Raw genomic sequence first — 19177 nt, forward strand, 5'->3', positions numbered from 1 at the left:
TGCAGACTTTAAGATGATTCTCAGAGCATGTAACTCAAATGCCTTACCTGAATGCACATAACTAAAAATACATTGGAGACATATGAAATCGACAATATCTGGTCAAGTCGCGTCCAAGACTCGCCATCCATTCGCTTTAAAGCTCACTGTTGCCGCTTTGACTGGTGCCGGGATTTTAACCGGTGCATCGGTGTGGGCGCAAGAAGTAGCGCCAGCCGACGGCAATCCTACCGTCGTTACGGTGACGGGCGTGCGTAAAGCGGCACAAAGCGCGCAGGCGATCAAGATGAAGTCTGACGAAGTGCTGGATTCCATCGTCGCAGAAGAGGCCGGTAAATTCCCGGACAAAAACGTCGCAGAGATTCTGGGGCGTGTCCCTGGGGTGCAAATCCGTCGCGAATTCGGTGAGGCAAATTCTGTCATCATTCGCGGCCTGCCGGGTCTGGTGACTCTGTTGAACGGTCGCGAAATGTATACCTCGTCAGGGCGCAGTTTGTATCTGGCGGATATTCCGACAGCTATGCTGCAGCGCGTTGATGCGTATAAATCCCAGGGTTCTGAAATGGTTGAGGGCGGTACCGCCGGCGTGATCGATGTGCGCACCAGCCGTCCTTTTGACTTCAAGGATTTTTCATCGAATGTCACCGCCCGTGTTGAGAATCGCGACAAGTCCAAAACCAACGACCCTAACCTGAGCGGCATGGTATCCAACCGCTGGAAGACGTCGTATGGCGAAATCGGCGCCCTGGTCGGCCTGTCCTATCAAGACGGTCACTACCATGATGAGGTGACCTGGAATTCTCCTCCTGCGCAGCAAGCCAATGGCGTATCCGGTCCTAATGATCTCGGTCACGTGTTGTACTCCGGTGATCGCAAACGTCTCGCCGGTAATTTTGCGGCCCAATGGCGTCCGAATTCTGAGTTTGAATTGTATGCCGAAGGGATATCGACGGAAATTCGCCATGATGCGCAAAGACAGTTTTTCGTTGCCAATTTGGGCTGGAATAAGAATACTTCGGTCAGCTTGATCCCCGGCACGAATCAGGCGGCATCAATCAGTTCCCCTAATTCTTACCCGTTCAGCCTGTCGTCGACTCAAGCGCCGCGCGACTATTCGATTGGTACCCAGGGCGCAGTGGGGGCGCGCTGGGATGCGACGCCGCAATTGCAGATTACGACTGAGTTGGCGCGCACTATCAGCAACTGGAAGCAGGATTTCCCGATTATGGATTTCATTGCCTCGCCCCCCAGCGTGATCGGTAATACCTATGTCAACGGTGGTGCGCAGTTTTACTATCCTGGCTATGACATGGAGAACGCGGGCAATTACCGTGTAGCGACTTTGTTCGACAATCACAGTCATTCCGAAGGCCGTTCAACCGACTGGCGTGCGGATGCCAATTACTTCCCGGAGAATAAGGGTTTCTTTAAAGAGCTGAGTACCGGTGTGCGCATTGCGAAGCGTGTCGCTTCTTATGTGCATGAATTGAATGGCTATATTCCCGCGCCAGCCGGTATCATGGCGAACTCCGTTCCCGGCCTGGCTTGTTTATCCACACCGATGGCCGGCGACTATGGTCTGAAGCGTTGGGTTACACCATGTGCCGGTTATTTGCTCGATAATCTGACGGCAGTACGTAAGCTGGTCAACGGGACAGGCGCTGCGACAGCCGATGATCCTTTGTCTTACTTCAATAACGAAGAAAATACTTACGCCGTGTACGGCAAGGCAAAGTACGGTTTCGATCTGGCAGCGATACCGTTTGAGGGCACGCTCGGTATGCGTGTCGTCAGAACTAGCTCATCACTGCATGGTAATTCTCAGACTAACGGCATTATCAAACCAGTCATCAGCGAGCCAACATCGACCGATGTCTTGCCTAACTTTACTTTGAAGGCGCATCTGAAATCGGATCTGATCGGTCGCTTCACCGCCGGTAAATCGATACAACGCCCAGACTTTGGTCAATTTAATCCGGGCGTTTCGTATAACGTACCAAGCACTACAGTGATGGCGGTTGGCAATGGCGGCAATCCTGATTTGAAGCCGATTGAGGGTCATAATTTCGATGCGGCTCTGGAATGGTATTTCGCGCCGACCGGTTCATTGACTGCGACAGTTTTCCGTCATGATTTCAAAAATTATATTTTGACCACCTCATCGAAAGAAACCTATAACGGTATCGTGTATGACGTGTATCGCCCGCGTAATGTCGCCAATGGACAGTTGAAAGGTGCTGAGCTGTCTTATCAGCAGTTCTACGATAAATTACCGGGCTGGATGAGCGGCTTTGGCATGCAGGCTAACGTCACTTATATGCAGGGCGATCTGACGGATGCCAACGGTGTGAGCAATCCGTTTGTGGGGATGTCGAAAATGTCTTATAACCTGGTTGGCTTATATGAAAAGAACGGCTTATCCGCTCGCCTGGCGTATAGCTGGCGCGACAAGTTTGTCGACGCTTTCAACTATCGCGGTCTGGGTTTTGATTTGATGGTGGCACCGATTAAAACATTGGATGGATCCTTGTCGTACAAGATCAACGAAAAACTTAGCGTGACGATGGACGTAGAGAATATCCTGGATCGGGCTTATCACGATTATCACGGTATAGAAACCAATCCTCGCGATTTGCGCCGCTATGATCGCGTCGTCGGTGTATCGCTGCGATGGAAAAACTAAGTTTTACACAGGATAGATGAGTTTCGATTGGGGCACTATGGTTGTTTTTCATAGCGCCCTGATTTGTTCTCATCGCCAGTCGATGTGAAGTCGCCTGTTTGTCATGATCGATATTGACAGGTTTATTTATTCAGGTATTTTTCTGTTGATGAGTTGTCGATAGTATCTTGTCCAAGTGATCGGTGTGTTGGCAATTGTCTGCACAACTGAGTAATGAAATCTTAAGTGGAAAAAATAATGGAGACTCAACAATTATCCGTAGTAGAAAAAGTCGGCTTCGGTGCCGGAGACATGGCATTGAATGTCGTGATCTCATCGATGATGTTGATCATTACTTTTTTTTATACGGATATCTACGGATTAAAAACGACCGATCTGGCCTTGTTGTTTGTACTGGTCAAAGTAGTCGGTGCAATTGCCGATCTGGCGATGGGACAAATGACGGATCGGCTTACCAGCCGGCAAGGACGCTATTGTCCGTATTTGTTGTGGCTGGCGGTACCTTACGGCGTCAGCGTATTCTTTGTGTTTACCACGCCAGAGTGGCAATACAGCGCCAAACTGGTATGGGCTTATTCGACCTATATCCTGATGACGGTGATGACAGCCGGTGTCGGCATTCCCTACATTTCTCTGGTGAGTGCCTTGACCAACGATCCTAAGGAGCGTTTGTCGGCAAATGGATATCGCTTGTTCTTCGCCAAGATAGGCGCCTTTATGGTCACGATTATCGTGCCGCTGCTGTCGCAACGCTGGGGTAACGGCAATCCCGCGGTCGGCTATCAAGCCGCGATGGCCGTGATGGCGATCATGGGTGTTGCCTTGTTTTTGTTCTGCTATTTCACGACGACAGAGCGTGTAGTGCATGTCGTGGAGAAGCAATCTCTCTCTGAACAGCTAAAAATTCTATTGCGTAATGATCAGTGGTTAATCCTGTGCGGTGTCTGCGTGACCGGCACCATCGGTTATGTCGTACGTGGCTCAGTGGCTATTTATTATGCCAAATATTATCTCGGCGGCGATACGGAACAGGTCGCGGCTTTTTTGACGACCGGCGTCATCGCGGCGATTCTCTCGATGATTGCATCGACCTGGATAACCAAATTTTTTTGCAAAGTAAAATTATTTCGTTACACCCAGATCGGCGTTGCGCTGATCAGTGCCCTGATCTATTTCTTGGTGAAACCCGGTGATACGGCATTGGGTTTTGCACTGTATTTCCTTCTGTCGTTTGTGGTGGATTTGCATGCGCCGGTATTCTGGTCGGCGATTGCCGAGACCATTGATTACGGCCAGGTGAAAACCGGCAAACGCGTATCCGGCTTTGCCTTCGGCGGAATATCTGTTTGCCAGAAAGCCGGTATGGCCATAGCTGGAGGCTTGGTCGGCGTCTTGTTGAGTTATTTTGATTACCAGCCAAATCACCAGCAAACGCAATTCGCTCTCGGCGGTATCGCGCTGATGCTATCGATCATTCCAGGGGTGTTTCATTTCATCATGGGAATGCTGATGTTTAAGTACCGTATCAGCGATGACTATTACACGGAAGTCAAAGCGGAGATGCGGACCAAGGGTTATGTAGCCGCATGAACACGCGCGAACAATTCAAATTTCCGGAGAATACCGTGTCAGAAAAATTGCAGCCACTGATCACACAACGTGCTGATCCCTACATCTATAAGCATACTGACGGCTATTACTATTTCACGGCATCGGTGCCGCAATACGACCGGATAGAATTGCGCCGCGCATCAAGTATTCATGCTCTGGCGACGGCGCAAACCGTCGATGTCTGGCATAAGCCAGATACTGGCGCCTATAGCGAATTGATATGGGCGCCCGAGCTGCATTTTAATCATTCGGCCTGGTATGTCTATTTTGCAGCAGCACCAAGTCGTGAAATTAAACACAAATTGTTTCAGCACCGGATGTACGCAATTCGCAATACGAATGCCAATCCGCTGGAAGGTGAGTGGGAATTCATGGGGCAGGTCGATACAGGAATCGATACGTTCTGCCTGGATGCCACCACGTTTACCCACAACGGTGTGCTGTATTACTTATGGGCGCAAAAAGATAATGCAATTGAAGGTAATTCGAATCTGTATATCGCACCGATGACTAGCCCATGGCAATTGGCGGCCAAGCCTGCCATGCTGAGCAAGCCGGAGTTTGATTGGGAAATCCGCGGATTCTGGGTCAATGAAGGACCATCGGTGCTCAAGCGGAATGGAAAAATTTTCATCAGTTATTCGGCCAGCGCGACAGATGAAAATTACGCAATGGGTTTATTGTGGGCCGATGAAAATGCTGACCTGCTCGATCCTGCCTCGTGGCACAAGTCAGAAAAACCTGTTCTGCAGACTTGCTATGAACACGGCATCTATGGACCGGGTCACAATAGTTTTACCCAAGGTGACGGTGAGGATAGCGTCATGCTGGTGTATCACGCCCGGATTTATACTGAAATCATCGGCGATCCGCTCTGGAATCCCGACCGTCATACCTTCGTTAAACCCTTGCGCTGGGATGCGGACGGTATGCCAGTCTTTGGCAGACCATCGCTGATTGACTAAGCACAGCATTGCCATCGGACGCGATGAATATCATCTGACAATCATATGAATCAATCAGCAGTAGCGGACAAATACTCGCCCAAACTTGCCGTGACAAACGCATTATTCGGACTCTTGCCCGATGGCCGTCAGGCGGCTTTGTATACCCTCACCAATACCCAGGGGATGGCGATCAAGCTGACGGATTTCGGCGGCATCATTACCGAGATCTATACGCCGGACAAAGAAGGCAAGCTGGCTGATGTGACTTTGGGGTTTGATCGTCTGGAGCCGTATTGCGGTGACGCTGCATTCTTTGGCGCATTGATCGGACGCTATGGCAACCGGATTGCTCACGGATGTTTTGAGTTGGATGGCAAGATTTATCAATTACCGATCAATAATGGACAGCATCACCTGCATGGCGGTCCCGCAGGATTTTATAAAGTACTATGGACTGCATCCCCGTATAAGACTGAGCAGGCAGTCGGTGTATGCCTGACTTATCTCAGTCGCGATGGCGAACAGGGCTATCCTGGCAATCTGCAAGTCAGCGTGATCTATGAGCTGAACAATGCGAATGAATTCAGCATCCGCTATCGCGCTACCACTGATCGGGCAACGCCGGTCAATTTGACGCATCATGCGTATTTCAATCTGGCGGGTCAAGGGACTATTCTCGATCACGAGTTGATAATCAATGCTGACCGGTATACGCCGGTGGACGCCGGTCTGATCCCTCTGGGAAGTCTGGATGCGGTCGCCGGAACGCCGTTTGATTTTCGTGCGCCCCGTAGGATAGGCGAGCGACTCAATGCAGAGCATGCGCAGTTAAAACTAGGCGGCGGATATGACCATAACTATGTGCTGAATAAATCTGAGCATAAAATAATGAGCCTGGCAGTCAAGGTGCATGAGCCGCTTTCGGGCAGAGTGCTGGAACTGTGGACGCAAGAACCGGGACTGCAACTTTATAGCGGGAATTTCCTGGACGGCACTATGACAGGTAAGGGCTGGAATTATGGACTTTACAGTGGGTTTTGCATAGAGCCGCAACACTATCCCGATGCGCCGAATCGACCTCATTTTCCTTCCACGATATTGCGGCCGGGCGACGAATATAGCAGTCAATCTGTGTACCGTTTTTCTGTACAGACAGGATAATCTTTGTCTGGCGCATCATTGCCTGCTTTTCGTTTAACGATAATCTCATTCACGAAAAAAATTTAAGATGGAATTAAAGATAGACGCAAAAAATGCTTTGGGCGAATGCATCTTGTGGTGCGATCGCCTGCAACGCTTGCTATGGACGGACATACTCGGCGAGAGCCTATGGGCTTATCAGCCAGTGAGCGGTAAGATCGTCAGTTGGCCTATGCCGGAGCGACTCGCCTCATTTGCGTTGACCGATGATAACGACCGCCTGCTACTGGGACTCGCATCGCAACTTGCGTATTTTAATTTTTCTAGCGGCAGCATTGCGCCTATCTGTCAAATTGAAGCCGATATGCCGACCACTCGTGTCAATGATGGTCGTTGTGACCGGCAAGGACGGTTTGTCTTCGGGACTTTAAATGAAACGCAAGATCGTGCTCCTATCGCCAGTTTTTATCGCCTGAATGCCGACCTGACGCTACAGCGGCTGGAATTGCCGCACATCGCCATCGCCAATAGTATTTGCTTTAGTCCAGATGGCGGCACCTTGTATTACTGTGATTCCTTGAGTAAGTCGATACGTTGTTGCAGCTACGATGCGGGTTCCGGGCCGATCACCAATGATCGCCTGTTTGCTGATCTGAGCAAGGATCCCGGCGAGCCTGACGGCTCAGCCATCGATGCGGATGGTTATCTGTGGAACGCGCAATGGGGCGGCTGGCGGATAGTCCGTTATACGCCTGACGGATCGATTGACCGGGTGATCTCGTTACCGGTGGCGCAGCCTAGTTGCCTGACTTTCGGTGACCCTGATCATGCTTCGCTGTATATCACCAGTGCCCGTACCGGGCTATCCGGACCGGAGCTGAGGAAACAGCCGCACGCCGGCGGTGTTTTTTATAGCCGTCTTGATACGGTGCGAGGTTTGCCGGAGCAGCGTTTTATGGCGCTGAGTTGATCGTCCTGCGTATTTAATCGGTAATCAATTTCCGTTTAGCTTGCATACATAGTGCAAGCTTTTTTTGTTTGAAGAGTGTGATATCCAATCCAATATCAATCTTGATTAAAAAGTGATTGGAAAGGCATCGCTGAAATCTTTAGTATTCCTCCATCCCTGTACGGCACGACTAAGCACGGCCGGACAATACAAAAAAACAAGGAGGAATGCATGTCCGAGACAAAAAAGAAAGTCGCCCTTCGCTCTGCTGAATGGTTCGGCACTCAAGATAAAAACGGTTTTATGTATCGTAGCTGGATGAAGAATCAGGGTATTCCCGATCACGAATTCCAGGGTAAGCCTATCATCGGCATCTGCAATACCTGGTCTGAACTGACCCCCTGCAATGCGCATTTCCGTCAATTGGCCGAGCATGTAAAGCGCGGCATCCTGGAGGCTGGCGGCTTCCCGGTGGAGTTCCCGGTTTTCTCGAATGGCGAATCGAATTTGCGTCCGACCGCCATGCTGACCCGTAATCTGGCCAGCATGGACGTGGAAGAATCGATACGCGGCAATCCTATGGATGCCGTTGTCTTGCTGGTCGGCTGCGACAAGACCACGCCGGCCTTGCTGATGGGGGCAGCGAGCTGCGATATCCCGACCATCGTCGTCAGTGGCGGACCGATGTTAAACGGTAAGCTCGATGGCAAGAACATCGGTTCGGGCACAGCGGTCTGGCAATTGCACGAGGCGGTCAAGGCAGGCGATATCACCATGCATCAATTCATGTCTGCGGAAGCCGGTATGTCGCGCTCTGCCGGCACCTGCAATACCATGGGTACGGCCTCTACCATGGCGTGCATGGCAGAAGCGCTCGGCACCTCGTTGCCGCACAATGCTGCGATTCCGGCGGTCGATTCGCGTCGCTATGTATTGGCGCACATGTCCGGCATCCGCATCGTTGAAATGGTGTGGGAAGATCTGCGCCTGTCCAAGGTATTGACACGGGCAGCGTTTGAAAACGCCATCAAGGTCAATGCAGCGATCGGCGGCTCGACCAATGCCGTGATCCATTTAAAAGCGATTGCCGGACGTATCGGTGTGCCGCTGGAGCTGGAGGATTGGACGACGATAGGGCGCGGCACACCGACGATCGTCGATCTGATGCCCTCCGGTCGCTTTTTGATGGAAGAATTTTATTATGCCGGCGGCTTGCCGGGCGTGGTACGGCGTCTGGGTGAAGGCAATTTATTGCCGAATAAAGATGCCTTGACGGTCAATGGCAAGTCGCTATGGGTGAATTGCCAGGAGGCGCCAGTGTATGACGATGAAGTCATCCGCCAGCTCGACAATCCTTTGATCCCGGATGGCGGTATCTGCATTTTGCGCGGCAATCTGGCGCCACGCGGCGCCGTGCTGAAGCCATCGGCCGCTTCGCCGCATCTGATGCAGCATACCGGCAGGGCAGTCGTGTTCGAGAATTTCGATCATTACAAACAACGTATTGTCGATCCTGATCTGGATGTCGATGCGAATTCGATTCTGGTCATGAAAAATTGCGGCCCCAAAGGTTATCCGGGTATGGCCGAGGTAGGCAATATGGGTTTGCCGCCAAAATTGCTGGCGCAAGGCGTCAAGGACATGGTACGTATCTCCGATGCCCGCATGAGCGGTACCGCCTACGGCACGGTGGTGTTGCATGTTGCGCCGGAAGCGATGGCCGGCGGTCCGCTCGGTATCGTCAGGGACGGCGATCTGATCACGCTCGACTGCCACAACGGTCGCCTGAATCTCGACCTCAGCGACGCAGAAATCACGCAACGTCTGGCAACGCGTACAGAGACGCAAGAGCCGAGTATGAAGAGCGGCTATCAGCAACTGTATATCGATCATGTCTTGCAAGCGGATCAGGGGTGCGATTTTGATTTCTTGCTGGGTAGCCGCGGCTCGGCTGTGCCAAGACATTCACACTAAAAAAAGATCGGAGACATTATGCTACTCATACAATTTATCAATGATGCCGGACAGCGCTGTGTCGGTGCGCTGGAGCAGACAAGCATACGCGTGCTGGATGGCTATCAATCCACCTATGCTCTGGCGCAAGCCGCAATTCGCCAGAAAATCAGTTTGGAAAAATTGGCTACCGCAGCAATCGGTTCTGTCAGCGATACCTATGAAGCGGTTGCCAAAGGCGGCCGCTTGCTGGCGCCGCTGGATCATGCCGATGCGGCGCATTGCTACGTAACGGGAACCGGCCTGACGCATCTGGGTAGTGCCGATACTCGCGATGCCATGCATAAAAAAATCGGCGGCGATGTCGATACTCTCAGCGATAGCATGAAAATGTTCCGCCTCGGTGTCGAAGGCGGCAAACCAGCCGCCGGTCAGCCGGGTGTGCAGCCGGAATGGTTTTATAAAGGGGACGGCTCTGTCGTCAGCGCCAGCGAGCAGCCTTTGCGCATGCCTGATTTTGCCCTCGATGGCGGCGAGGAGCCGGAGATCGCCGGTCTGTATGTGATCGGTGATGACGGTCAGCCGTATCGCCTTGGCTTTGCGATTGGCAATGAATTTTCGGACCATATTACCGAGCGTCAGAATTATCTGTATCTGGCACATTCCAAGCTGCGTATGTGTGGCGTCGGCCCCGCCTTGCTGGTGGGAGAGCTGCCTGCGCATGTAGTCGGCACATCCCGTATTTACGATGCCGAAGGACGCCTGCGTTGGGAAAAAGCCTTCGTCAGCGGCGAGCAGAATATGTCGCATACGATTGCCAATCTCGAATACCACCATTTCAAATATCCACTATTCAATCGTCCTGGCGATGTCCATATCCATTTCTTTGGCACCGCCACGCTGAGTTTTGCCGACGGGATCAGTGTCAAAGCCGGTGAGACATTCGAAGTCGCATCGCCGAGCTTCGGACCGGCACTGCGCAACAAATTAGAGATCGCCAATACCAGCTTCGCGAAAGTAACCTCATTATGAGTATCACCGGACTAGCCTCCATCGGCGGCAATAATGTGCAGGGAAACGGCAGCGCATTTCTGGCATTCGATCCCAGCAAAAGGGAGTCGATGGCGCCGGCGTTTTATATGGTCGATGCACAACAGATTGATACGGCCTGCCGGCTGGCGCAAGCAGCGTTTGATCCGTTCCGTTCGACCACGGATGAGCAGCGTGCCGTGTTTCTGGAAACAATTGCGCAGCAGATTATGGCTTTGGGCGACGAGCTGATAGTCCGGGCGATGGCTGAAAGCGGTTTGCCGCGAGCTCGTTTGGAAGGCGAGCGCGGTCGAACCGCCGGACAGTTAAAACTCTTTGCCGATTTATTGCGCGAAGGCTCCTGGCGCGACGTCCGTATAGACAGCGCCCTGCCGGAGCGGCAACCGCCAAGGCCGGATCTGCGCATGCGCATGATAGGTTTGGGGCCGGTCGCGGTATTTGCGGCGAGTAATTTTCCGCTGGCGTTTTCGGTCGCGGGCGGCGATACGGCATCGGCCTTGGCGGCGGGTTGCCCGGTGGTGCTGAAGGCGCATTCGGCACATCCGGGTACCTCTGAACTGATGGCGCGAGCGATCGTACGTGCCATTCAGGTATGTGAATTGCCGGCAGGCGTATTTTCCTTGTTGACGGGTACCGGCAATGGTATCGGCCAGGAGCTGGTGCGTCATCCGGCTATTCAGGCGGTGGGCTTTACCGGCTCGCGTTCGGGCGGCATGGCCTTGATGGCAGTCGCTGCTGCGCGTGCCCAGCCTATTCCTGTGTATGCCGAGATGAGTAGTATCAATCCGGTGTATTTATTACCGCAGGCTTTGGCCAATCGTACCACCGAGATTGCGCAGGGATTTGCCGCCTCGCTGACTTTGGGGGCAGGGCAATTCTGTACCAATCCCGGCCTGGTGCTGGCATTAGCAGGCGCAGATTTTGAGCGTTTTGCTCAGCATGCTGCACAAGCGCTCTCCGGTGCTGCTTGCGCGACCATGCTGACGCCCGGCATCGCTTCCAGCTATCAGTCAGGCGTCCAGCGTCTGGCTGCGCAGACTGAGGTGACATCGCTGACGCCGGTTGCCAATGCGGTGAAGGAAGAAGGTAAAGGCGGCCCAGCCTTGTTTCTCACCAGCGGTGCGGCGTTTCTGGCGCAAGCCGCATTACATGATGAAATTTTTGGCCCGGCATCCTTGTTGGTAGCATGCCGTGATCTCAATCAGATGCTGGAAATTACCGAAAAATTGGAAGGGCAGTTAACCGCGACCTTGCAATTAGACGATGCCGATCTACCGATGGCAGCGCGACTACTGCCGGTGCTGGAACGTCGCGTCGGTCGCATACTCGCTAACGGTTTTCCGACCGGCGTTGAGGTTGCCACTGCGATGGTGCACGGCGGGCCTTTCCCTTCCACTTCGGATGGCCGCAGTACCTCCGTGGGCACGGGTGCGATCAATCGCTTCTTGCGTCCGGTGTCGTATCAGAACCTGCCGCAAGCCTTATTGCCAGACGCTCTGCGCGATCTTAACCCGCTGGGAATCTGGCGTCGTCGCGATGGCACATTGGGCAAAGAGTAATCGTCAGCCAGCAAACCTTAGTACACTATAAGCAAGTAAAAAAGTAGGAGACATGATGAATCAATTAGCCAGATACGGCAGCTTGCAAGATAAGCGGGTATTTATTACAGGTGGTGGCAGCGGCATTGGCGAAGAGCTGGTCGCGGCGTTTGTGGCGCAAGGCGCCATCGTTGCATTCGTCGATATCGCGCGTGAAGCGAGCCAGGCATTGTGTGATCGGCTGGCCGCAGCGGGCCTGCGTGCGCCATTGTTCAGATATTGCGATATTACCGATATTCCCGCCTTGCAAAAAGTCATGAGCGGACTGGCCGCCGAGATCGGCGATTTTGATGTGCTGGTCAACAATGCCGCCAACGACCAGCGCCATCAGACCGACGAAGTCACCCTGGATTATTGGAATGAGCGTATTGCGATCAATCAGCGTCCTATGTTCTTTACCTGCCAGTCCGTATTGCCGGGCATGAAGCGCAAAGGCAGTGGTTCTATCATCAATATCAGCTCGATTTCATGGCATATCAAAGGCGCGGGCTATCCCGTATATGCAACCGCCAAGGCCGCCGTCGTCGGTCTGACACGCGGCCTCGCACGCGAGGTCGGCGCACATGGCATACGGGTGAATACGGTAACGCCCGGTTGGGTCATGACGCAGCGCCAGATCGATCTCTGGGTCGATGAGGCGGCTGAAGCGGAGATCAAAAAGAGTCAGTGCCTGCCGGATAAATTGATGCCTGCACATATTGCCTCCATGGTGTTGTTTCTGGCAGCCGATGACGGTGCGATGTGCACCGCGCAGGAATTTATCGTCGATGCAGGCTGGGTGTGACGACCTGTGACCAGCGATCGATAGCCAGATGAACTGCTCACTTCTTCCAACGATGTAATAGTCACCTCTTCATGCAACGCATCGCTGTTTTTGAGAAACGGCGGGGCAGTCTCACCTCAAAATAGGAAGGCGATGATGAAATTTACCTGCAATCTCGCAATAGTCCTGACGCTATTTTCCGGCGTTATCTGTGCTGCTACTGCGCAAGACTTATTCAGCCCGGATCATCAGATTCAGGTTCAGCTCCGCGTCAATCAACAACATCATCTGACTTATGCTGTTTATCGCCATACCCGGCCAGTCATCTTGCAATCGGAGCTGGGACTGGAACTGGACAAGGTAGATCTGCGCAATCAACTGAGCCTGGTCGCGACCTCCGAGGTCAGAAAAATCGAGGAGTCTTATTCGATGGCGGTCGGTAAGCGGCGCCATAATCGTTATCTTGCCAACGAGCAGAGCTATACCGTCGTCAACGCCAGTCAACAAAAAATGGATGTTGTCTTTCGCGTGTCGAATGACGGTGTCGCCTTTCGCTACATCGTTGCGGATAGCGCGATTCCGCATAAGAAATTGATTCAGGAATCGAGTAGTTTCGCCTTTGCGGCGAATACTCAAGCCTGGTTGCAGCCGATTGCAGTTGCGCAAACTGGCTGGAGTAACACCAATCCTTCGTATGAAGAGCTCTATCAAATGGGGATAGCCGTTGGTACGGCATCGCCGTCGCAGGCAGGTTGGGTTTTTCCTGCCTTGTTCAAAACTGGCGACACCTGGGTTGTGTTATCTGAGGCGAATATGGACGGTAGTTACCAGGCTTCGCGCCTGCAAGCCGACTCGACTGGTGGTGTCTACAAAATCGGTAATCCCATGACGGCCGAAGTATTTACCGGCGGCTCGCTGATGGCGGAAACTGACGGCGTATTAACTTCTCCGTGGCGCATCATCGGTCTTGGATCCTTGAACTCTGTGATGAATTCAAATCTTGGCAACGATCTCGCCGCACCTGCTATCGCCTTCAATCCAGAACTGGTACAGCCCGGCCACGCCTCATGGAGCTGGGCTTTGCTGAAAGACGACAGCACCATCTATGAGGTACAGAAAAAATTCATCGATTATGCCGCGGATATGCATTGGCGCTACACGCTGATCGATGCCGACTGGGACCGGAAAATCGGTGTCGACAAGGTCAGGGAACTGGTCGACTATGCCGCCAGGAAAAACGTCGGCATTCTGCTCTGGTACAACTCATCAGGCGCATGGAATACCACGCAATACAGTCCCAAAGGTCAATTGCTGACGCATGAGCAGCGCAAAAAAGAGTTCACGCGTTTACAGCAAATGGGAGTTAAAGGGATTAAGGTCGATTTTTTTGCCGGTGACGGCAGATCGATGATCGAGTATTACCTGGCAATTTTAAAAGATGCAGCCGACAGCGGCTTATTGGTGAATTTCCATGGAGCGACTTTGCCCAGGGGCTGGGCGCGTACTTATCCGAACCTGATGAGCATGGAGGCGGTCAAGGGGCTGGAGTTTACTACCTTTACCCAACAGGATCAGGATGCGGTGGTCACCCACGCAGCGATGCTGCCGTTTGCCCGCAATCTGTTTGATCCCATGGATTTCACCCCGATGGTGTTTGGCGACATACCGAATATCAGGCGCGCTACTAAGAACGGTTTTGAGTTAGCCGAGTCTGTCCTGTTCTTATCCGGCATCCAGCATTTCGCCGAAATCCCGGAAGGCATGGCGACCGTACCTGAATATGTCAAACAATTCCTGCAAAACTTACCCCGCAGTTGGGACGACAGTAAATTTATCGATGGCTTCCCGGGCAAATATGTCGTGATCGCCCGGCAATCCAGCGATGCATGGTATGTCGCGGGTATCAATGCGGAAGAGACGGATAAGCCACTGCAACTGGATTTATCTTTTATCGGCAACAAGCAAGGCTCATTGATGACTGATGGCGCAAGCGAACGGACTTTCGCTCGGTCCGATATCACGACGCGACAGCCGGTAAAGATCACGATCAAAGCGCATGGCGGCTTTGTCGCGGTATTCCGATGAACAACAAAATTTAATTCAAACCAAAATCAAAAAAACATTTCAGGAGACAAGCATGATCATGTTGAAGAAGTCTATTTTCGCCAGCAGTCTGTTGGCAGTCACTGCCGCCACATTAATGAACGCAGCACCTGGCGCCTACGCTGCAAACGAAGTCAGTATCACGATCGACGCCAAGAAAGCCGGACCAGTCATCAACAAAAATATTTACGGCCAGTTTGCCGAACACCTGGGTACCGGCGTATATGAGGGTATGTGGGTCGGACCCGAATCCCCCATCCCGAATACCAAGGGCTGGCGCAACGACGTGATCGGCGCGCTCAAGAATATGCATGTTCCGCTGGTGCGCTGGCCGGGCGGTTGCTTCGCGGATGAATACCATTGGCGAGACGGCATCGGTGCGCGCGATAAGCGTCCGGTCAAAATGAATACGAATTGGGGCAACGTTGAAGAGAACAATGCAGTCGGTACTCATGAGTTTTTTGATCTGGTCGATTTGCTCGGTGCGGATGCCTATGTGAATGGCAATCTGGGATCCGGTACACCGCAGGAGATGGCCGAGTGGGTGGAATATCTGACGGGCGACGGTAAATCCTCTTTAGCGGAACTGCGCCGTAAAAACGGCCGTGATAAACCGTTCAAAGTAGCTTTCTTCGGTATCGGTAACGAAGCCTGGGGCTGCGGCGGCAACATGACGGTGCAGCATTACACCAGTCTTTACAATCAGTATGCGAGCTTCCTGAAAGCGCCGAAGGATTACATGCCGCAATTCATCGCGAGCGGCGGCCATGACGACGACACGACCTGGACCGATCACCTGACCAAGCACATCCATGAACAATGGAATATGCGCTTTGACGGCATCAGCTTCCACTATTACACCGTGCCGACGGGCGTATGGGAGAAGAAGGGGCTGGCGCTCGGTTTTCCGGAGGAGCAGTGGATCTCGACGTTGAAAAATACTTTGCGTATGGATAGCCTGATCAAGAACAATGTCGCCAAGATGGACAAGAATGATCCCAAGAAAAAGATCGCGTTTAACGTCGATGAATGGGGCACCTGGTATGACGTCGAACCGGGTACCAATCCCGGCTTCCTATACCAGCAAAACAGCTTGCGCGATGCGCTGGTTGCGGCATTGAATTTCAATATTTTTCATGCGCATGCAGAGCGCGTCCGCATGACGAACATCGCCCAGATGGTCAATGTGCTGCAAGCCATGATCCTGACCGAGAAGGACAAGATGCTGCTGACGCCGACCTATCATGCATTTGAAATGTATGTGCCGTTTCAGAATGCGACTTCACTGCCTTTGACGATTAAAAACAACCGCAAATACAGCCTGGGCGCGACCAGCATTCCTAGCATCAGTGCCTCTGCTGCACGCGCGCTCGATGGCAAACTGTACCTGTCTCTGGTCAATACCGATCCGAATCAAGCGGTCGATATCACGATCGATGTCGCAGGTGAGAAAGTCGCTGGCTTGAAAGGCCGTGTATTAACCGCGAATGCGATGGATGCGCACAATACGTTTGCCGATCCGCAAGCGGTAACGCCGGTCGCATTCAATGCGCTCGCGAGCGGCGGCAAAGTGTCAGTGAAAGTCCCGGCGAAATCCGTGGTGGTGGTAGCGGCGGAATAAATCCGTTGCAAACCACGATGCATCCTATTCTTTAGCGAGAACATATCATGATACCTACACAAATACTGCGAGCGATCGCAGTTGCGGCAGCCTTCACGTTTGCAGCCTGCCTGGCAGGCTGCGGTGGCGGCGGTAGCGCAAGTGTCGCCGGTTCCGGCAGCACGGCAACAACGGGCACGACTGTACCCGGCGCTGGTACCGCAAGCAGCACTGCAGGAACAACTACCCAAACATCGATCAGCTTTAACAATGTCTCAGTACATGATCCTTCCATCGTCAAGGTCGGCGGCACTTATTATGTCTTTGGCTCCCACCTGGCAGCAGCCAAATCGACTGACCTGATGAACTGGAGCAAATTCGCCGATGGCGTGAATCCCGGTAACAGCCTGTTCAACGATGTCACCAAGGCGCTCGCCGATACGTTTAGCTGGTCGCAGGTGGTCGATCTATGGGCCCCCGACGTGATTCAGCTGGATGACGGCAAATTCTATTTTTACTACAACTCCTGCAAGGGCGATTCACCGCGCTCGGCGCTGGGCGTGGCCGTTGCGGACAAGATAGAAGGACCTTATGTCAACAAACAGATATTTTTGAAATCTGGCATGTGGGGCGCGGTCAGCGAAGACGGTGTAACTATCTATGATGCAAAAGTACATCCGAATACCGTCGATCCGAACGTTTTTCGCGACAAGGATGGCAATCTGTGGATGATCTACGGTTCGTATTCCGGCGGGATTTTTATACTAGCAATGGACAAGACTACCGGTATGCCGAAACCGAATCAGGGCTATGGCAAACACTTGATGGGCGGTAATCATGCGAGGATAGAGGGCGCCTATGTGATGTACAGCCCGCAGTCGCATTACTACTACTTGTTCACCTCGTTTGGCGGGCTCGATGCGAATGGCGCTTACAACATGCGGGTTGCCCGTTCAGCCAATCCTGATGGGCCTTACCTGGATGCCAAGGGCAATGACATGGCATCGGTCAAAGCGAACCCGAATCTCCCCTTGTTTGACGATGCAAGTATTGCGCCTTACGGTCAGAAACTGATGGGTAATCATCAGTTCGCATTGGCCCCAGGCGAGACTGGAACGCCATTGGGTTACGTATCCGCCGGCCATAATTCTGCCTATTACGAAGCGGCGACGAATCAATATTTCCTCATCTTCCATACCCGTTTCCCAAATATGGGTGAAGCGCATGAGGTTCGTGTGCACGAGATGTTTATTAACGAAGATGCTTGGTTAGTGGTGTCTCCATTCCGTTATGCGCCTTTAAGTAAAAGCACTGCTGTTATTACTGCAGATGTCAGCAGCAAGGAGGCGGAGGGCAGCTATAAAATGATCAATCACGGTAAGGACATTTCTGTCGCGATCAAGCCATCGCAAAACATCAAACTCAATGCGGACGGCAGTATTTCCGGTGCAGCGACCGGGAGCTGGAAATATAAAACCGGTAAGCTGATACAAATCACGCTGGATAACGGCGGTATTTTCAACGGTGTGCTGTCGCGCCAATGGAATACCAATGCAAATAATTTTGTGGTGACCTTTACCGCACAATCAGCCGATGGCGTATCGATCTGGGGTGCGCGTACCGGGAATTGATAAGATAAGTCGTCATGGGAAGAAGCGGGGCTTCTTCCCCCATTTCGCTTGAATTAGATCATGCTGTATTGGCTTGTCTCTGCAATAATCACCTCTCCATCGGAATTGCCATGAGTCTGTTAAAAAATCGGTTTATTCATTTAACTATGAGCTTACTGGGATTATTGTCGTGCATCTGTGTGCAAGCGACGCAAGTCAGCGTCCATGATCCTGCCATGGCAAAAGAGGGTAATACCTATTACCTGTTCAGCACCGGGCCGGGGATTACTTTTTATAGCTCGCTCAACATGAAGGACTGGCAAGCAGAAGGCCGGGTGTTTGCCGGCGAACCTGGCTGGGCGCGCGGCGTTGCTCCGACCTTCAACGACCACATCTGGGCGCCGGATGTGCAATTTCATGATGGTAAGTATTATTTGTTCTATTCGGTATCCGGTTTTGGCAAGCTGGCGTCGGGGATTGGTGTCACCACAAACAAGACGCTGAATCCGCGGTCCCCTGATTATCGCTGGGAGGATCAGGGGCTGGTATTGCAATCGATTCCGGGACGGGATTTATGGAATGCGATCGATCCCAATATCATTACCGACGAGAAGGGCGTTGCCTGGATGTCTTTCGGCTCATTCTGGAGCGGTATCAAATTGGTCAGGCTAAATGAGAACTGGACGAAATTAGCGCAGCCCCAGGAGTGGCGATCGATCGCGCAACGCGCCCGTCCCGCATTTACACCTGACGAATCAGCGGGGCCGGCAGAAATCGAGGCGCCTTTCATTTTTAAGAAGGGTCATTACTACTATTTGTTTACCTCATGGGGTTTGTGCTGCCAGGGCGCGAATAGCACTTATCATCTGGTGGTAGGACGCTCTGCTAATGTGACGGGTCCCTATCTGGATCGATCAGGTAAAGACATGCTGCAAGGCGGCGGTAGTCTGGTATTGGCAGGCAATGCCTCCTGGCAAGGGGTAGGTCACAACAGTGCGTACAGCATGAATGGCAAAGACTATCTGGTCTTGCATGCTTATGAGACTGCCGACAATTATTTGCAGAAATTAAAAATTCTCGAAATCCAATGGGATCAAGATAATTGGCCGATGCTGGACCCCAAGGATCTGGATCGCTATCAAAGTACGCTGCTGCCAGCAAAAAAATAGC

Annotated in this window: 13 protein-coding genes; all 13 read left to right on the forward strand. The window is 52.4% G+C overall.

Annotated features, from left to right (window positions below; all coding sequences use genetic code 11):
• The first annotated feature begins 82 nt into the window (after nt 1-82).
• The 13 genes from LPB67_RS02150 to LPB67_RS02210 all read left to right on the forward strand — a co-directional run bounded on the left by LPB67_RS02150 (nt 83) and on the right by LPB67_RS02210 (nt 19176).
• Nucleotides 83-2683: a TonB-dependent receptor gene (locus LPB67_RS02150; RefSeq protein ID WP_262835421.1), complete on the forward strand. Its 2601-nt coding sequence runs from the start codon at nt 83-85 to the stop codon at nt 2681-2683.
• A 237-nt stretch (nt 2684-2920) separates the two neighbouring features.
• A complete protein-coding gene (locus LPB67_RS02155) occupies nt 2921-4273 on the forward strand; it encodes an MFS transporter (protein ID WP_262835422.1) in 1353 nt (450 codons plus the stop codon).
• Nucleotides 4274-4308: 35 nt separating this feature from the next.
• Complete coding sequence (locus LPB67_RS02160) at nt 4309-5259, forward strand: glycoside hydrolase family 43 protein (RefSeq protein ID WP_262835423.1); 951 nt, start codon at nt 4309-4311, stop codon at nt 5257-5259.
• A 45-nt stretch (nt 5260-5304) separates the two neighbouring features.
• Complete coding sequence (locus LPB67_RS02165) at nt 5305-6402, forward strand: aldose epimerase family protein (RefSeq protein ID WP_262835424.1); 1098 nt, start codon at nt 5305-5307, stop codon at nt 6400-6402.
• Between the two features lie 67 nt (nt 6403-6469).
• A complete protein-coding gene (locus tag LPB67_RS02170) occupies nt 6470-7351 on the forward strand; it encodes an SMP-30/gluconolactonase/LRE family protein (RefSeq protein WP_262835425.1) in 882 nt (293 codons plus the stop codon).
• A 210-nt stretch (nt 7352-7561) separates the two neighbouring features.
• Entirely contained in the window at nt 7562-9304 is a 1743-nt protein-coding gene (locus LPB67_RS02175) for an IlvD/Edd family dehydratase (protein ID WP_262835426.1), read from the forward strand.
• A gap of 18 nt (nt 9305-9322) precedes the next feature.
• Nucleotides 9323-10315 (forward strand): AraD1 family protein, encoded by a 993-nt coding sequence (gene araD1 / locus LPB67_RS02180; RefSeq protein WP_262835427.1) that lies wholly within the window; start codon nt 9323-9325, stop codon nt 10313-10315.
• Nucleotides 10312-11892: an aldehyde dehydrogenase (NADP(+)) gene (locus LPB67_RS02185; RefSeq protein ID WP_262835428.1), complete on the forward strand. Its 1581-nt coding sequence runs from the start codon at nt 10312-10314 to the stop codon at nt 11890-11892. Before araD1 ends, LPB67_RS02185 begins: the two co-directional genes overlap by 4 nt.
• A gap of 55 nt (nt 11893-11947) precedes the next feature.
• A complete protein-coding gene (locus LPB67_RS02190; RefSeq protein WP_262835429.1) occupies nt 11948-12715 on the forward strand; it encodes an SDR family NAD(P)-dependent oxidoreductase in 768 nt (255 codons plus the stop codon).
• A 135-nt stretch (nt 12716-12850) separates the two neighbouring features.
• Nucleotides 12851-14779: a glycoside hydrolase family 97 protein gene (locus tag LPB67_RS02195; protein WP_262835430.1), complete on the forward strand. Its 1929-nt coding sequence runs from the start codon at nt 12851-12853 to the stop codon at nt 14777-14779.
• A gap of 52 nt (nt 14780-14831) precedes the next feature.
• Nucleotides 14832-16418, forward strand: coding sequence for an alpha-N-arabinofuranosidase (locus LPB67_RS02200; RefSeq protein WP_262835431.1), 1587 nt, complete (start codon nt 14832-14834; stop codon nt 16416-16418).
• Between the two features lie 47 nt (nt 16419-16465).
• Nucleotides 16466-18028, forward strand: coding sequence for a glycoside hydrolase family 43 protein (locus LPB67_RS02205; protein ID WP_262835432.1), 1563 nt, complete (start codon nt 16466-16468; stop codon nt 18026-18028).
• Between the two features lie 110 nt (nt 18029-18138).
• A complete protein-coding gene (locus LPB67_RS02210) occupies nt 18139-19176 on the forward strand; it encodes an arabinan endo-1,5-alpha-L-arabinosidase (protein ID WP_316685058.1) in 1038 nt (345 codons plus the stop codon).
• Nucleotide 19177 lies beyond the last annotated feature (1 nt).

This window comes from Undibacterium sp. Jales W-56 (assembly GCF_025548535.1).
GTDB lineage: Bacteria > Pseudomonadota > Gammaproteobacteria > Burkholderiales > Burkholderiaceae_D > Undibacterium.

What these genes read in the sequence shown, in the direction of transcription:
- araD1 (WP_262835427.1), top strand. Translation starts at nt 9,323, where the DNA reads ATGCTACTCATACAATTTATCAATGATGCCGGACAGCGCTGTGTCGGT.
- LPB67_RS02195 (WP_262835430.1), top strand. Translation starts at nt 12,851, where the DNA reads ATGAAATTTACCTGCAATCTCGCAATAGTCCTGACGCTATTTTCCGGC.
- LPB67_RS02165 (WP_262835424.1), top strand. Translation starts at nt 5,305, where the DNA reads ATGAATCAATCAGCAGTAGCGGACAAATACTCGCCCAAACTTGCCGTG.
- LPB67_RS02200 (WP_262835431.1), top strand. Translation starts at nt 14,832, where the DNA reads ATGATCATGTTGAAGAAGTCTATTTTCGCCAGCAGTCTGTTGGCAGTC.
- LPB67_RS02205 (WP_262835432.1), top strand. Translation starts at nt 16,466, where the DNA reads ATGATACCTACACAAATACTGCGAGCGATCGCAGTTGCGGCAGCCTTC.
- LPB67_RS02150 (WP_262835421.1), top strand. Translation starts at nt 83, where the DNA reads ATGAAATCGACAATATCTGGTCAAGTCGCGTCCAAGACTCGCCATCCA.
- LPB67_RS02155 (WP_262835422.1), top strand. Translation starts at nt 2,921, where the DNA reads ATGGAGACTCAACAATTATCCGTAGTAGAAAAAGTCGGCTTCGGTGCC.
- LPB67_RS02190 (WP_262835429.1), top strand. Translation starts at nt 11,948, where the DNA reads ATGAATCAATTAGCCAGATACGGCAGCTTGCAAGATAAGCGGGTATTT.
- LPB67_RS02185 (WP_262835428.1), top strand. Translation starts at nt 10,312, where the DNA reads ATGAGTATCACCGGACTAGCCTCCATCGGCGGCAATAATGTGCAGGGA.
- LPB67_RS02210 (WP_316685058.1), top strand. Translation starts at nt 18,139, where the DNA reads ATGAGTCTGTTAAAAAATCGGTTTATTCATTTAACTATGAGCTTACTG.
- LPB67_RS02175 (WP_262835426.1), top strand. Translation starts at nt 7,562, where the DNA reads ATGTCCGAGACAAAAAAGAAAGTCGCCCTTCGCTCTGCTGAATGGTTC.
- LPB67_RS02170 (WP_262835425.1), top strand. Translation starts at nt 6,470, where the DNA reads ATGGAATTAAAGATAGACGCAAAAAATGCTTTGGGCGAATGCATCTTG.